The following is a 16,186-nucleotide window of genomic DNA, read 5'->3' on the forward strand; positions in this document are numbered from 1 at the left end:
AGATGATGACTGCTTCCGATGGTGCCGTCGGTAATCTGGTGGAGTCGTTCGACGAGGTCGTCCGCGCTCACCCGGACAGCATCGCGGTGTGCTGCGGAGACCGGCGGATGTCGTACGCCGAGGTGGCCGCCCGCTCGACGGCGCTCGCTGCGACGATCAGGGCGCGGGTCGACGACCCGGCCCGTCCGGTGCTGCTGCTCCTGCCGCGCTCGGTGGACATGGTGGTCGCGAGCCTGGCCGTGCTGCGGGTGGGCGCGGCGTACGTGCCTGTCGATCCGTCCACCCCCGCCGCCCGGCTGAGGCTGATCGTGGCGGACGCGGCGCCCTCGGTGGTGGTGACGACTCCCGAGCTGGCGCAGCTGCTGCCGCCGGACACCCCGGTGCTGGGGCCGCAGGACGTCGCGGAGGAGCGCGGCGGCGACACCGGCGGGCCGTGCCCCGCGGCGTGGGACACCCGCGCATACGTGATCTACACGTCGGGCACCACCGGGCGGCCGAAGGGCGTGGAGGTCAGCCACGGCAACGTGCTGCGCCTGATCCGGGCCACCCGGCCGCAGTTCGGCTTCGGCGCCGGGGACGTCTGGACGATGTTCCACTCGTTCGCCTTCGACTTCTCCGTCTGGGAGATGTGGGGCGCGCTGCTGTCCGGTGGCCGGCTGGTCGTCGTGGGACAGGACGTCGCACGGGACCCCGTGGCCTTCCGGGCGTTGCTCGCCGACGAACAGGTGACGATGCTCAGCCAGACGCCCACCGCCTTCAACAGCCTGGTGGCGCACGAGGTCTCCCGGCCCGACAGGCTGCCGCTGAAGTGGGTGGTCTTCGGCGGTGAGGCGCTGCGCTTCGGTGACCTCCGGCCGTGGGTGGCCAGGTACGGCGACCAGCAGCCGCAGCTGGCCAACATGTACGGCATCACGGAGACGACGGTCCACTCCTCGTACCGCAGGGTCCTGGCGGCCGACCTGACGAGCACGGCCAGCCTCATCGGTCGTCCGCTGGCGGACCTCGGTTTCCTGCTCTGGGACGGGCAGGGCCGGTCGGTGCCCCCGGGCCAGACCGGCGAGATCGTCGTGACCGGACCGGGGGTGGCCACCGGATACCTGGGCCAGCCCGGAGCGACCGCTGAGCGGTTCCTCGACCTGACCGTCGACGGCAGGCCCGTGCGGGGATACCGGTCCGGTGACCTCGCCCGCCTGACTCCCGCCGGGGAGTACGAGTACCTGGGGCGGGCCGACGACCAGGTCAAGATCCGTGGGCACCGGGTCGAGCTCGGGGAGATCCACGCGGCGCTGACCGCGGTGCCCGGCGTCGGGCAGGTCGCGGTGACCGTCCGGCGGGCGCGGCCGCAGCGCAATCCGGTGGTGAAGCAGGAGGCGGTGTCCGGGCAGATCTCCTCGGTCCGCAGTCTCGTCCGGGCCGGGCAGCCGGCGTCGGACGTCGGCAACGACCGGATGCAGATCGTCGCGTACGTGACCCACGACCCCGGCTGCGAGCTGGGCGAGATTCCGGAACTGCTGCGGGCGAGCCTGCCCTCGTACATGCTCCCGGCGTTCGTCGTACCGGTGCCGGAGATCCCCGTCAACGCCAACGGGAAGGTCGACTTCACGCTCCTGCCCGCACCGACCCCGGCCAACCAGCTCCGGGCGCCGATGGCCACGGAGGCGGTCGCCGACGCATCGACGGCGACGGTGGAGCGGGCGATCTGCGCGCTGTTCGAGGAGGTGCTCGGCGTCGAGGGGGTGGGACCCGACGACTCCTTCTTCGGCATCGGCGGGGACTCCATCATCGCCGTGCAGCTGCGTGCGGCGGCGGCGAACCGCGGGATGACGCTGGACCTGGCCGACATCTACGAGCTGAAGACGCCCCGTGCGCTGGCCGCGTACGCCGTCACCACGGACGAGTCGGTCGACCCGCCGGTCGAGCCGTTCAGCCTCATCGACCCGGCGGACCGGGCGCACCTGCCGGCCGACGCGGTGGACGCCTACCCGTTGGCCACCCTCCAGGCCGGCGTGCTGTTCCACAGCGCGTACGCCGAGGGCGTCAACATGTACTGCGACATCTTCATGTTCCGGTTGCGCGCCAGGTTCGACCACGACGCCATGAGCCGCGCGCTCGCGCGGGTGACCGAGCGCCACGAGATCCTGCGGACGTCGTTCCACCTGTCCGGTTTCTCGCAACCGCTCCAGGTCGTCCACGCGCGGGCCCGGACCCCGCTGAACGTGACGGACCTGAGCCGGTTCGACGAGGACCGGCAGCTGGCCGAGTTCGAGGCCTGGCAACGCCGGGAGATGAGCAACCCGTACGACTGGGCGCAGCCGCCACTGGTCCGGTTCACGGCACACCTGCTCGGCCCGGACGAGTTCATGTTCTCCATGAGCTTCCACGACACGATGTTCGACGGGTGGAGCGAGACGTCGCTGCTCGCGGAGATCCTCGTCGACTACTGGCAGGACCTGCAGGGCATCGCGTCGCCCGACCGTGCCCTGCCCGTGCGCCGGTACGCCGACTTCATCGCCGAGGAACAGGCCGTGCTCCGCGACGAGGCGGTCCGGGAGTTCTGGCGGCAGGAGCTGGCCGACGTCGAGCCGAGCCTGCTGCCCCGCCTCGCCCGGGGCTCCGGCGCCGTCCACGAGGGGCGGATGGGCTTCCTCAGCGTGGACCTCCCGGCGGAACTCTCCGACCGCCTGCACCAGCTCGCCGCCGCCTGCGGGGTGTCGGTCAAACACGTGGTGATGGCCGTCCAGGCGCGGGTGGTGATGGCGCTCACCGGACGCGACGACGTCGTGCTGGGCGTCGCCGCCAACGGGCGGATCGAGGAGGAGGGCGGCACCGAGGTCATCGGCCTGCACCTCAACCTCGTACCCTTCCGGTTCCGGCCGCGGGGTCGCACCTGGCGCGACCTGATCGCGGCGACCAGCGACAAGGAGCGGGAGCTGCTGCCGGTGCGGCGCTTCCCGCACGCCGAGATGCTCCGGCTCGCCGGCGTGCCCGAGCTGACCGACATCATGTTCAACTACACCCACTTCCACGGCTACGAACGGCTCGCCCACGCCACGGGCATCGAGGTGGTCGACGGCTTCGGCTACATCCAGACGAACTTCACCCTGCGGGCCGAGTTCAACAAGGACCCGTTCAGTCGACTGCTCACGCTCGACCTCGAAGCGAACATGGAGCGGATCTCGGAGGACCAGCTCCACGAGGTGGCGGACGTCTTCCTGCGGGCGCTGACCAGCGTCGTCGACCAGCCCGACGACGAGCCGACGCAGGTCGCGCTGCTCGGTGAGCAGCGGTACCGGGCGTTGGTCGAGATCTCACGCGGGCCGGTCGAGCCGGCGACGGCGACGGGTTTCCTCGAACGGATGGCCCGTTCGGTGGAGACGTTCCCCGACGAGGTGGCCGCCGTCTGCCGTGGCCGCGAGGTCACCTACCGGGAGCTCGCCGCGCACGTCGAGCGGGTGGCCGGATGGTTGCGTGACCGGCAGGTGGGCCACGGCACCGTGGTCGGCCTGGCCAGCGGCCGGAACATCGACTACCTCGTCGTCACCCTCGCCATCCTCCGCCTCGGCGCGGTGTACCTGCCGCTGCCGCAGGGCCCGGCCGCACGCGTCGCCCGCATGGTCGGGCGGGCGGAGGCGAGGCTGGTGGTGTGCGACGAGACGCACCGCGCCGCGTTGGCCGCGATCGATGAGGTCGAGCTGGTCGAGCTGGCGGACGTCCTCGCCGCTGCCGGCACGCCGGTCGCGCTCGGCCCCGCACCCGGCGGTCGGGACAGCGCGTACGTCCTCTTCACCTCGGGATCCACGGGCGACCCCAAGGGCGCGCTGATCCGGCACGACGGCATGCTCAACCACATCGACGCCAAGATCCAGCAACTGGATCTGCGGCCCGGCGACCGGCTGGCCCAGGACGCCGCCGCCACCTTCGACATCTCCGTCTGGCAGCTCCTCGCGCCACTCGCCGTCGGCGCCACGACCGTGATCTATCCGGACGAGATCGGTCAGGACGCGGCGTCGCTGCTGCGGGCCGTGGCCGAGGACGGGGTCACCGTGCTGGAGGTGACGCCCTCCGTGCTCAACATCATGTGCGCCGAACTCGCGTTCTACGGCGTCGACGCGTTTCCCCCGTTCCGCCTGCGCTGGGTCGCCTCGCAGGCGGAGACGCTGACCCCGCAGTCCGCCAACACGTTCCGCCGGCTGTTGCCCGGGGTGGGGCTGCTGAACATGTGGGGGGCGACCGAGACGTCCGACGACGTCCTGCACCACCTCGTCGCGGCGGACGTGGACGAGCGGGACGCCTCCGTCCCCCTCGGACGGCCCGCGCGCAACACCGCCCTGTACGTGCTGGACGGCGCCCGGGAGCCGGTGCCCACCGGCACGCCGGGCGAGCTGTACGCCGGCGGCGTCTGCGTCGGCGGCGGCTACGTCAACGACCCCGACCGGACCGCCGCGGTCTTCGTCAGCGACCCCTTCGCCATCGACGGGGACGGCGTCATGTACCGCACCGGCGACCGTGGCCGCCGGCTTGCGGACGGCTCGGTCGAGTTCCTCGGCCGGATCGACAACCAGCTCAAGATCCGAGGGAACCGGGTCGAACTGGACGAGGTCAGCCGCGCCCTCGCCGGCGTCGAGGGCGTCCAGGAGAGCGTGGTGATCGTCCGGCAGTCCGCCGACGGCGGCAAGCAACTCGCCGGGTTCTTCGTACCGGAGGTGGTCTCCGGCGGCGCCGACGGTGCGACCGAGGGCTCCCTGGTCCGCCGGGACCTGCGGCCCGAGGAGGTCCGCTCCGGGCTCAGCCAGGTCCTGCCCCGCAACGCCATCCCGGACTTCCTCGTCCGCATCGACCAGTTGCCGCGGACGAGCCACGGCAAGGTCGACACCCGCGCGCTGGCGGCGACGGCCCTGTCCCCGGTCGACGAACCGACCGGGGAGGGCTCCGCCCCGATGACCCCGACGGAGGAGGCCGTCGCCGAGATCTGGGCCTCCGTGCTCCCCGGTCGCCGGCCCGGGCCCCAGGTCAGCTTCTTCGACCTGGGCGGGCACTCCCTGCACGCGACGCAGGTCCTCGCCCGGCTGGGGGACCGCCTCGGGGTCCGCCTGCCGATCCGGGAGCTGTTCGAGAACCCGACGCTACGGGGCTTCGCCACCCGGGTCGAGGCGGCGCTGACCGACGACCGGGAGTCGGAGGTGCCGATCCCGGCGAGGCCCGCCGGCCTGCGGGAGTTCCCGCTGTCCATGGCGCAGTCGAGCCTCTGGTACCTCGACCAGCTCGACTCCGACGGCGCCTACACCGACGGCTACCTCCTGCATCTGCGTGGTGACCTCGACGTGACCGCGCTGCGGGCGGCCGTCGACCGGCTCGTCGCGCGCCACGAGGTGTTGTCCAGCCGGGTCGTCGAACGCGACGGCGTGCCGCTGCTGGTCGTGGACCCCGATGCGAAGCCGCGCCTGCGGATACGGGAGGCCACCGACGCGGCGGTCGCGGAGGGGGACACCGAGGCGATGCTGGAGTACGTCCGGCAGCGGGCGACGCGGCGCATCGACCTCGGCGGCGTGCTGACCCGGGCCACCCTGTACCGCTTCGCCGACCGGGACCACGTGCTCGAATGGACGAGCCACCACGTGGTCACCGACGGCTGGTCCAACGAGCTGATCCTGCGGGAGATCGCGGAGTCGTACGCGGCCCACCGGGCGGGTCGGGAGGCGGACCTGCCCCCGCTGCCGATCCAGTACGGCGACTACTCCCGCTGGCAGCAGGACCACCTCGAATCGGCGCCGGCCCGACGCGACGGCGACTTCTGGCGGTCCTACCTGAAGGGCTACGACGGGGAACTCGCCCTCGCGACCGACCTGGAGCGGACCGAGGACCGTACGCGGACCGCGGGCCGGCGCCACCGGGAGTGGGACGAGAGCTTCTCCGCCGAGGTGCGGGCGTTCGCGCAGCAGCACAACGTGACCCTCTTCATGGTCGTGCACGCCGTCAGCGCGGTGCTGATGGCCAAGCTCGCCCAGCAGTCGGACGTGGTGATCGGCGCGGCCGTCGCCGGTCGGCACCCGGCGGAGACGAGGGACCTCGTCGGCTTCTTCGCCAACACCGTGCCGTTCCGCTACCAGGTCGACCCGGAGCACAGCGCGCGGGCGGTCGTCGCATCGGTCCGGGACAGCGCCCTGAACGCCCTGGACCACCAGAGCCTGCCGTTGCAGAAGATCGTGGACCTCGTGGGAGCACCCCGCCGACCCGGGGTCAACCCCCTGGTCCAGGTCGTGGTCTCCGTCGCCCGGTCGATGCACGGTGTCGCCGCGCTGCCGGGCCTGGACACGAGCGTGACCCCGCTGGGCGCGCAGACGAGTCGCTTCGACCTGTTGCTGCACTTCACCGACGAGGACCGGATCGGGCTGACCATCGAGTACGACCGGTCGCTGTTCACCCCGGAGGCCGTCGACCGGCTGGCCGGGGCGGCCGACCGGCTGCTGAGGTTCTTCCTGGGCAGCCCGGACCGGCCGGTGGAGGAGGCGACCCTCGTCGACGACGGGGACCGCGGGGCGCTCGGGGAGATCTGGCGGGAGGTGAGCGGCCAGTCCCTGGAGATCGACCACCGCGCGACGGCGACGCTCATCGACTCCCCGCACTGGGGCGCGTACGTGTCGCGGGTCGAAGCGGCAGGGCTGATCGTCCCGCTGGTGCTCGCCCTGTGAGGACCGGCGGGACGAGACCTGGGGAGAGATGCTCATGACGTCGACCGATCGCGCGCTACGGCTGCGTCGGCGGCTCGCCGGACGCCGCGAGGTGTCCACACCGGAGGTCGGCCCGGCCGCCACCGCACCGGTCACCGCCGACGACCTCGTCGCCGCCTTCGACGAGGTCGCCGATCGGCACCCCGACCGGGTCGCCGTCCGCTGCGACCGGCAGGCCCTGACGTACCGGGAGCTGGCCGCCGCCTCCCGGGCCCTGGCCGGCCGGATCGCGGCCGTCGCGTCGCCCGGCCGGCCGGTCGGCGTGCTGCTGCCGCGTTCGGCGCGGATGATCGTGGCGGCGCTGGCGGTGCTCCGCACGGGTGCCGCGTACCTGCCGCTCGACCCGGAGGCGCCCGCCGCCCGTACCGGCACGATCGTCGGTGACGCGGCGCCGTCCCTGGTGATCACCACGGGTACGCTTGCCGGCTCCCTGCCCGCGACGGTCGCGGCTGTCCTGCTCGACGCGCCGGACGGCGGCGCGGAGCAGCCGGACCCGCCCGCCGCACCGGCCCGACCGATCGCGCCCACCGACCGGGCGTACGTCATCCACACCTCGGGCACGACCGGCCGTCCCAAGGGAATCGAGGTCTCCCACGCCAACGTCCTGCGCCTGATCGGCACCACGCAGCCACTGTTCGGGTTCGGGCCGGGCGACGTGTGGACCATGGCCCACTCGTTCGCCTTCGACTTCTCGGTGTGGGAGATGTGGGGGGCGCTGCTCACCGGCGGGTGTGTGGTCGTCGTCGCGGGCGAGGTCATGCGGGACCCGGTCGCCCTGCGGCGCCTGCTGCGGGCGGAGCGGGTCACGATGCTCAGCCAGACGCCCACCGCCTTCAGTGCGCTGGCGGCCCAGGAGGACGAGTACGACGACCGGCTGCCGCTGCGGTGGGTGGTCTTCGGCGGTGAGGCGCTCCGGTTCGCGGACCTGCGGCCGTGGGTCGCCAAGTACGGCGACGCCGCGCCCGAACTGGTCAACATGTACGGGATCACCGAGACCACCGTCCACGCGTCGTACCGCCGGATCCTCGCCTCCGACGTCGCCGGCACGACCAGCCTGATCGGCGCGCCACTTCCCGACCTCGACTTCCTGCTGTGGGACACCGACGACCAGCCGGTCGCCGACGGTGGGATCGGGCAGATCATCGTCACGGGCGCGGGCGTGGCCCTCGGCTACCTGGGACAGCCGGAACTCACCGCGCAGCGGTTCGTCACCGTCACCGACGCGCAGGGCCGGGCCGTACGCGGATACCGCTCCGGGGACCTCGCCCGGCGGACGCCCTCCGGCGAGTACGAGTACCACGGGCGCAACGACGACCAGGTCAAGATCCGCGGCTACCGCCTGGAGTTGGGGGAGGTGCACGCCGCCCTGCTCGCCCTGCCCGGGGTACGGCAGGCCGCGGTGGTGCCGCACACCGCACCCGGCACGGGAACGCGGCTGGTGGCGTACGTCGTCGGTGACGCCGGCCCGGCACAGCTGCGCTCCCGGCTGGAGGACCGGCTTCCGGCGTACGCCGTCCCGTCCGCGTTCATCCCCGTCGACGCGCTGCCGCGAACCGCCAACGGCAAACTCGACCGGGCAGCCCTACCCGATCCCGGCCCCGTCCTGACGCCACACGTGCCCGCAGGCGTCGACGACGTCACGCGGTCCCTGCTGGCGGTCCTGGCCGAACTGCTGCCCGGCACCGAGGTCGATCCGGACACCGACTTCTTCCGGCAGGGCGGGAACTCCCTGCTGGCGACCCGCCTGCTGGCCGCCGTACGCCGGCAGTTCGGTGTCGTCGTCCCGCTGCGCGACTTCCTGCGGGCGCCGACGGTGCGGGCGGTGGCGGGCGCGGTCCGCCGGGCGCGGCAGGCCGGACCGGGTGCGGTGTCCCGCCGCCCGGTCGATCTGTTGCCGCTGGGGGACTCCGTGGCGGGCCGGGCGCCCGTGGTGGCGCTGCCCGGCGTCTTCGGGATCGCCGCCTCGATGGCGCGGCTGTCGACGCACGTCCGGGGCCGCCCGTTCCACGCCCTGCACACCCGCGACCTCCTCCGGGCGCAGGACGGCACGCCGTCCGCCGCCGCCGCCGCGCAGGCGTGCCTGACCGAGCTGCTGCCCGTCGTCGATCCCGGGGTCCACCTCGTCGGACACTCCCTGGGCGGGGCGATGGCGCTGCACCTCGCCCACGCGGTGCGGGCGGCCGGCCGCCGGGTGCGGAGCATCACCCTGCTCGACGCACCGAGCCCGCGCTGCCTCCACCAGCGCCTCTCCGAGGATGACCGGACCCAGCTGGTCGCCTTCCTCTCCGACGTGGCCCTCGCGTTTCCCGAGCACACCCGCCGGTGGCGCGAGCTCTCCCCGCAGTCCGGCGCCGGGATGGCCGACACGGAACTGCTGCGGTGGGCCGCCTCCACCGCGGCACCCGCGCTGGCTGCCACGATCGGCGGGCTCGCCCACGCCTTCGAGGACTACCGGACGATGGGACGGATCATGGCAGAGCCCGCGCCCGCACTGGCCGTGCCCGCACTGCTGCTGGTGGCGGGCCTGGAGAGGTCCAGCGACGACGACGGGCACACCGAGGGCTGGCACCTGGTGCTGCCGGACCTGACCCGGACGGTGGTGGCCACCACTCACGAGGGCATGCTGCGGGACCCCGACGCGGCGACCGTCGCCGAGACAATGATCGAATTCCAGCGCCAGCAGGACAAGACGGAAGGAAATCCGAGTTGACCCGGGAACCGGCTGCGAGCGCAGCGTTCCGCCCACCGCGACTGGCCAGGATCCTCGTCGGCGGTTCCGGCGTGATGAGCCTGGCCAACGGCGTGACGATTCCCTTCCTCGCCATCTACCTCCGCAACGAACTCGGCCTGTCCGTCTCGACGGTCGGCCTGGTCATCGGCTCCTCCGTGCTCTTCGGCATCTCCGGTGGGTTCCTCGGCGGCGCGCTCTCCGACATCGTGGGCCGCCGCCGGGTCCTGCTCTCCTGCCTGCTGGTGGTGATCGGCAGCTTCGTCGGGTTCTACTTCGCCCGCGACGCCGTGACGGCGTTCGCCTTCAACGCGTCCATGGCGTTCGCCACCAGTGCCTTCAGCCCGGTCGCGAAGGTACTCATCAGCGATCTGCTCCCCGTCGCGCTGCGGGTGAAGTGGTTCTCCTACCAGTACCTCGCGATCAACGCCGGCTACGCCGTCGGTCCGCTGATCGGCGTGGCCCTCGGGTTCACCGGCGCCCGGATATCCTTCCCTGCCGCCGCCGTCGTGTACCTGGTCTACCTCGCCGTCCTCTGGGCGGCCACGCGGCAACTGCCACGACCGTCCACGGGGGACGGCGGGCTGACGACGCTCGGCCGCAGCACGGGCGCCATCGTCCGGGGACTGGGCGAGTCGGCCCGGGCGGTGATGTCGGACCGCCGCCTGCTTCTCCTGCTCATCGGCGCGATCCTGTTGGAGACGGTGCACAGCAGGATCTCGGTGCTGCTCGCCCAGAACTTCGTCATCGACTTCGCCGACAGCGCCCGGGTGCTCGCCGCGGTCATGACCACCAACGCGGTGGCGGTGATCGTTCTCCAGCTCTTCGCCGCCGGCTACGTGCAGCGCTACAACCCGCTGAACGCCATCACCCTCGGTGGGATCCTCACCTTCGTCGGGATGGCCGGCTTCGCGATCTCCGAGCAGATGTGGCACTACATCGTGGCGATGGTGGTGTTCACCGTCGCCGAGACCCTGATCGTGCCGTCGGAGTTCGCGCTCGTCGACCGCATCGCGCCCGAGGAACGGCGCGGAGCCTACTTCGGCGCACAGACCTTCGCGCAGGTCGGCGGGTTCACCGGACCGTTCCTCGGCAGTCTCGTCCTCGCGTCCTTCGGCGGGCCGGTCATGTTCCTCGCCATCGGCTCCCTGGCCCTGGTGAGCGTCGTGCTCTACCTGCTGGTCGGCCGGCGCATCCCCGACCTGAGCCGCCACGACACCCTCCCGGAGGCGGAGACCGAAAAGGCGTCATGAGAGCCGCGGCGGGCATCCTGCGCCTGGCCGCCTGGCCGAGCAGTCGTGCGCTCCGGCGCACCCGCGTACTCTCCGTGGCGGCCCTGCACGGCACCGTCGACATCGACCGCGACGAGCGCGGCATCCCGTGGATCCGTGCGGGCGACGAGCGTGATCTCTACGTGGGCGTCGGGGTCGCGATGGCGTACGACCGGCTGTGGCAGATGGACGTCCTGCGCCGGCGGGCGACCGGACGACTGGCGGAGGTGTTCGGCGCTCGTGCCGCCGGTTCGGACGTCCTCGCCCGTACGCTCGCCTTCGAGCGGGCCGCCGGCCAGAGCGAGGCCCTGCTCTCGCCGCCTGCCCGCGCCAACCTCGCGGCCTTCGCCCACGGGGTCGACACCGCGGTACGCCGGATGCGGCGCCGCGGGCAGCTCCCGCCCGAATTCCACCTCCTGAGGTACCGGCCGGGCCCGTGGTCGGTAAGCGACTCGCTGGCCGTCGTCAAGCAGCTCGGCTTCCACCTGGGCCGTAACCTGCAGCAGGAGGTCTTCCGTAGCCGCCTGCTGGCGGAGCGACCGGAGTTCGTCCACAGCTTCCTCGCGCCGAAGTACCCGCCCGGCGGCAGCGTCACCATCAGGGCCGACGCCCCGGCGGGGCCGGCGGCACGGCGCGGCGACACCGCGCTGCTCTCCGCGGCCGGCGCCGCCCACCTCGGCGACCTCTTCGCGGGCCGGCAGGGGAGCGGCTCGAACGCGTGGGCGGTGTCCCCGGCCAGGTCCGCCACCGGCTTCGCCGCGCTGGCCAACGACCCGCACATCCTGTTCACCCAGCCGAGCCTCTGGTACCAGCTGGGGCTGGATCTCGACGGCGAACGCGCGTACGGGGTGACGGTGCCGGGCGTGCCCGGACTGGTGATCGGCGCCAACCCGGATCTCGCGTGGGGGGTGACCAACTCCACCATCGACACCCAGGACCTGGCCGTGGGGGAGCGGCCGGACCCGACGGGAGAGCCACGGTGGTCGCAGGCCAGCGTCGTCCGGGTGCGCGGCGGGACCGAGATCTCCGTGCGCGCGTCGGGCGGGACGGGATACGTCGACCTGCCGGGCCCGCGCGGCGCGGAAGTGGAGCCGGTGGCCCTCTACTGGAGTGGTCTGCACCCGTCCACGGAGGCCGAGAGCTGCCAGCGGATGTGGCGGGCGCGCGACTACCCGGCGTTCCGCGAAACCCTGCGGGGCTTCGGTGTGCCCGTGCTCAACCTCGTCGTCGCGACCCGGGACGGTACGGTCGCGCTGCGGACGGCCGGAATCGTGCCCCGCCGGGACCGTCGGGAGGGCCTCGCCCCGGCCGGCGCGGCCGAGGTGGCCGCTCGCTGGAGCACCACGCTCGGGTTCGACGAGCTACCGGAGGTCGTCGATCCGCCGGCGGGCTTCGTGGTCAGCGCCAACCACCAGATCCTGCCCGACGGGGTCGTCCCGCACCTGGGCAGCGACTGGGGCGGACCGTACCGGGCCGACCGGATCGAGGAACTGCTGACGGCGACGCCGGCGGCCCGCCCGGACGACTTCGGCGCGTGGCAGATGGACCTGTGCAACGGCCGGGCACGACGCATCCTGCCCACCCTGCTGAAGGCGCTCGACGAGAATCCACCGGAGTCGCCGCTGGCCGTGTTCGGCCACCAGTCGCTGGCGACCTGGGACGGCAGGGACGACGCCGACCAGGCCGCACCTCTGGTCTTCGGGGCGCTGACCCGGGTGTTGACCGAGCGCTGGATCACCAGCCGGCTCGGTGCGGCCGTCGCCGACGCCATGACCGACGTGACCCTCCAGGTGGATCACCTGGTGATGGACGCGGACGCCCGCCGGCGGCTCGGCGAGACGGAGGAACTGCCGGTCGTCGTGGCCGACGCCCTCACCGAGGCGGCGCGTCGACTCGCCGACAGATTCGGCGACGACCCCGCCGGCTGGCGCTACGGCAGGTCGAACCGGATCGCGGACCAGCATCCCCTGGCCGCGGTGTCGGACACGCTACGTTCGCTGTACGGCTCGCCCCCGACCCCGGTGGGCGGCGGCGGGCAGAGCGTCTGTCTGATGTATCCCGACCGCGACGGCCAGGTGGTCGAGGGTGCGCCGTGGCGCTTCGTCGTCGAGTTCGGCCCCTCCGGCGGCACCCGCATCCGCGACGTGCTCCGCCACGGCAGCTCGGGACATCCTCTCTCCTCGCACTACGCGGACCAGACGCCGGCGCACGCCGAGGGGCGGCTGTACGAGGTACGCCTCGACAGCCCGCCGGAGGTGCGTAGCCGCCTGACCCTGGCCCCCCGGACGGTGGGGTGACCCATGCTCCCTGCACCCGAGGGGATGTCCCCTCCGACGTCAAGACGCAGCGCATCGTCCGAGCCTGGAGTAGCCACTGGAACGGCGGCGCCGTGGTGCTTGATGAGCCGGAGGCCCTGGCGGACATGGCAGCGCTGTGGGACGCCCAGCGAGCGGCGGCCGAAGCGGTGGATGGGAAGCTGGCGCGGCTGTGTTCAATACTGTGCCCGGTTCCCCGGATAGCCGGGTCAGGTGGGAGGCGCCATCCCGAGGCGCTGGTAGATGGCCCGTGCCTCCCGCAGGTGCTGCTCGCCACGCTCGCCGTGACCGAGTTCGCGTTCGGTACGGCCGAGATGGTGCAGATCGCTCGCCTGCATGGCGAGGTCGTTCATCTCGCGGTGCATGGTGAGCGCGTCACTGAGGTGCGTGAGCGCCTCGCGGTACTGCCTGCCGGCGACGAATGCCTGGCCCAGGCAGCTCAGCGTCATCGCCTCGCCCCAGCGGTCGCCGATGTCGCGGCGGATCGTCAGGGCGACGGTGAAGTGGTGGCGGGCCGAATCGAGGTCGCCGTTGACGAGGTCCTCCTCACCGAGGTTGCACACGGTGATCGCCTCGCCCCAGCGGTCGCCGATCTCCCGGCGGATCTGCAGCGACCGCCGCAGGAACTGTTGGGCGAGACGGCTCCGGCGCATGTCCCCGTAGACGGCGCCCAGGCCGTTCAGTGCCTGGGCCTCGGCCCAGCGGTCCGCCGTGCGCCGGCTGATCCGCAGCGCAGAGTGGTGGCACCGCCGGGCCTCGGCGAATCGGCCCAGCTCCCGATAGGCCGTGCCGAGACTGCTGTGCATGGTGAACTCGGCCGGGGTGTCCTCGCAGGCCTGGGCACAGGCCAGGCCGACGCGATAGGTGGCGATCCAGTCGTCCCAGTATTTTCCCAGGTGGAACAGCCCCCAGAGCAGGTTCGCCAGCCGCCAGCCGGTGGCGTGCTCGCCAGAGTCGTGCGCGAGACGTACGGCTGCGGTGAGGTTGTTCCGTTCGGTCTCCAGCCAGCCGAGGGCCTCCAGGTGTCCCGCGAAGCGGGGCAGTTCGTCCAGGGGTGACACCGGTTCGGGCAGGGGGGTGCGTCGTCGGTGCGGGGTGACGAGTACGTCGGCGGCCGCCGCCGCGTACAGGTAGTAGGCGAGCAGTCGACGGATCGCCCGCTGCCGTTCGGCTTCGCTCTCGTGCGTGGCCACCAGCTCGCCCGCGTAGGCGCTGAGCAGGTCGTGCATGGCGTAGCGGCCCATGGTGTGTTCGTTGACCATGTGGGATCGGGCGAGATCGGTGAGGAGTTGCCGGGTGTGGACGGTGGGCCGGCCCGCCAGGTACGCGGCGGCCGTCGCGGTGATGTCGGTGCCGCCGTGCAGGCCCAGCAGCCGGAACATCTGGGCGACGGGGGCCGACAGGCGTTGGTAGGACCAGGAGAGCACCGAGCGTATCTGGGTGAACTGGTCCCCGCCGTCGACGGCGTCGAGCCGGCGTTGCGTGCCGGTCAGCTCGCCGGAGAAGGTGGACAGCGGGAAGGTCGGGTGCGCGGCGGCCCGGGCCGCGATGATGGTCAGCGCCAGGGGCAGTCGGGCGCAGCAGGCGATCAGTTCGCTGACGGCCTGTGGATCGGTCGTCAGCCGTTCCTCGCCGAGCCGGCCGGTGAGCAGTTGCCGTGATTCCTCGACGGACAGCAGGTCGAGGGTGAACGGGCGGGCGCCCTCGACAGCGACCAGGCTGGTGAGTTCGTTGCGGCTGGTGGCGACGACCATGCAGCCGCCGCCGCCGGGCAGCAGCGGCCGGATCTGGTCGGCGCCGCGGGCGTTGTCCAGCACGATGAGCATCCGGCGCTCGGCGAGCAGGCTCCGGTAGAGGCTGGCCCGTTCGTCCACGTCGGCGGGGATCTGTTCGGGGGTGACGCCGAGGGCGCCGAGCAGCGAGCGCAGCGCGGTGGCCGCGGGTAGTGGTTGCCGGTGCGGATCGAAGCCGCGCAGGTTGACGAACAACTGTCCGTCCGGGAAGAGCGTGGCGGCGCGGTGCGCCCAGCGTACGGCGAGCGCGGTCTTGCCGATGCCGCCGGTGCCGTCCAGGACTGCGATGGCGCCGCCCTGGGCGTCGGCCTGCTCGGCGAGGGTGTCGAGTTCGCGGAGGATCGGCTCGCGGCCGACGAAGTGCCGGGCCGGTACGGGAAGCTGCCGCGGGGCGGTCCTGCGGGGTGCGGCGGCCGGGCTGGCGGGGGCCGAGTTGCGCAGGATGCTGGCGTGCAGTTCCTGCAGGGTGGTACCGGGGTCGAGTCCCAGTTCCTCGCCGAGGTGGTGGCGGAGCCGGTCGTAGGCCTGTAGCGCCTCGCTTCGCCGGCCGGAGGTGTGCAGTGCCAGCATGAGCAGCCCGACCATGCGTTCCCGCAGCGGGTTGGCCGTCACGAGATGCAGCAGCTCTCCGATGATCTCGTTCTGCCGGCCCTGGGCGAGTTCGAGTTCGAGGCAGGTCTCGAGCGTGGCCAGTCGCTGTTCGTCGAGGCGGTGGCTGCCGGCCTCGATGGCACGGCCCTTGATGCCTGCCAGGGCGGGGCCGCGCCAGAGCTCCAGGGTGCCACGCAGGCCCGCCGCGGCGGCGGCGACCCGGCCCGCCGCGGCCTGCTCGGTGGCGACCGCGACGCTGGCCTCGAACACCTGGGCGTCGAGTTGCCCGGCCTCCAGCCGGATGCGGTAGCCGGCTGATTCGGGGACGATCGGGTGCTTGCCCCGGTTGCCCGCGAGGCGTTGACGCAGCTGTGAGACGCAGTTCTGGAGCTGCCGGGCGGCGGTGGCGGGTGGCGAGTTGTCCCACACCGCGTCAACGAGGTGGTCGCGGCTGACCATCCGGTTGGGCGACAGCAGCAGGACGGCGAGGATCCGGCTCTGGCGCCGGTCGAGTAGGCAGGGCTGGCCTTCGCTATCGACGACCCTCAGCGCGCCCAGGATGCGGTACCTCATGCTGCCCCCAAGCTGCATGGCAACTCGATCAGCGGAGTTTAAGTTGATCAATTTGATCGCCGCAAGCGGAACCGGCCGGTAACGTCACCGCATCCCTGGTGACGTGCCCGAACCGGGCGGTCGTTCCGGGCCGTGCCCGGCCGGTGATGCTCCCGCCCGGCCGCCGAGGGCGGCCGAGGCGATCGTG

At 72.5% G+C, this 16,186-nt stretch carries 5 protein-coding genes; 4 read left to right on the plus strand and 1 reads right to left on the minus strand.

Going from position 1 to position 16,186, the window contains the following annotated elements; all coding sequences use genetic code 11:
- The first annotated feature begins 5 nt into the window (after positions 1 to 5).
- From ACGFNF_RS21250 to ACGFNF_RS21265, 4 genes are read left to right on the plus strand one after another with little or no spacing between them, the layout of a single operon-like run.
- Complete coding sequence (locus ACGFNF_RS21250; protein ID WP_393170076.1) at positions 6 to 6,689, plus strand: amino acid adenylation domain-containing protein; 6,684 nt, start codon at positions 6 to 8, stop codon at positions 6,687 to 6,689.
- Positions 6,690 to 6,723: 34 nt separating this feature from the next.
- Complete coding sequence (locus tag ACGFNF_RS21255; protein ID WP_393170078.1) at positions 6,724 to 9,438, plus strand: amino acid adenylation domain-containing protein; 2,715 nt, start codon at positions 6,724 to 6,726, stop codon at positions 9,436 to 9,438.
- Positions 9,435 to 10,709, plus strand: coding sequence for an MFS transporter (locus ACGFNF_RS21260; protein WP_393170080.1), 1,275 nt, complete (start codon positions 9,435 to 9,437; stop codon positions 10,707 to 10,709). The genes ACGFNF_RS21255 and ACGFNF_RS21260 overlap by 4 nt, the downstream gene beginning before the upstream one ends.
- Positions 10,706 to 13,024, plus strand: a complete 2,319-nt coding sequence (locus ACGFNF_RS21265) for a penicillin acylase family protein (protein WP_393170082.1) — start codon at positions 10,706 to 10,708, stop codon at positions 13,022 to 13,024. Before ACGFNF_RS21260 ends, ACGFNF_RS21265 begins: the two co-directional genes overlap by 4 nt.
- A 227-nt stretch (positions 13,025 to 13,251) precedes the next feature.
- Here ACGFNF_RS21265 and ACGFNF_RS21270 read toward each other — a convergent pair whose 3' ends face one another.
- On the minus strand, positions 13,252 to 15,999 hold the full coding sequence (locus ACGFNF_RS21270; protein ID WP_393170084.1) for a BTAD domain-containing putative transcriptional regulator: 2,748 nt from the start codon (positions 15,997 to 15,999) through the stop codon (positions 13,252 to 13,254).
- Between the last annotated feature and the right edge of the window lie 187 nt (positions 16,000 to 16,186).

Source organism: Micromonospora sp. NPDC048868 (assembly GCF_043198195.1).
Lineage (GTDB): Bacteria > Actinomycetota > Actinomycetes > Mycobacteriales > Micromonosporaceae > Micromonospora > Micromonospora reichwaldensis.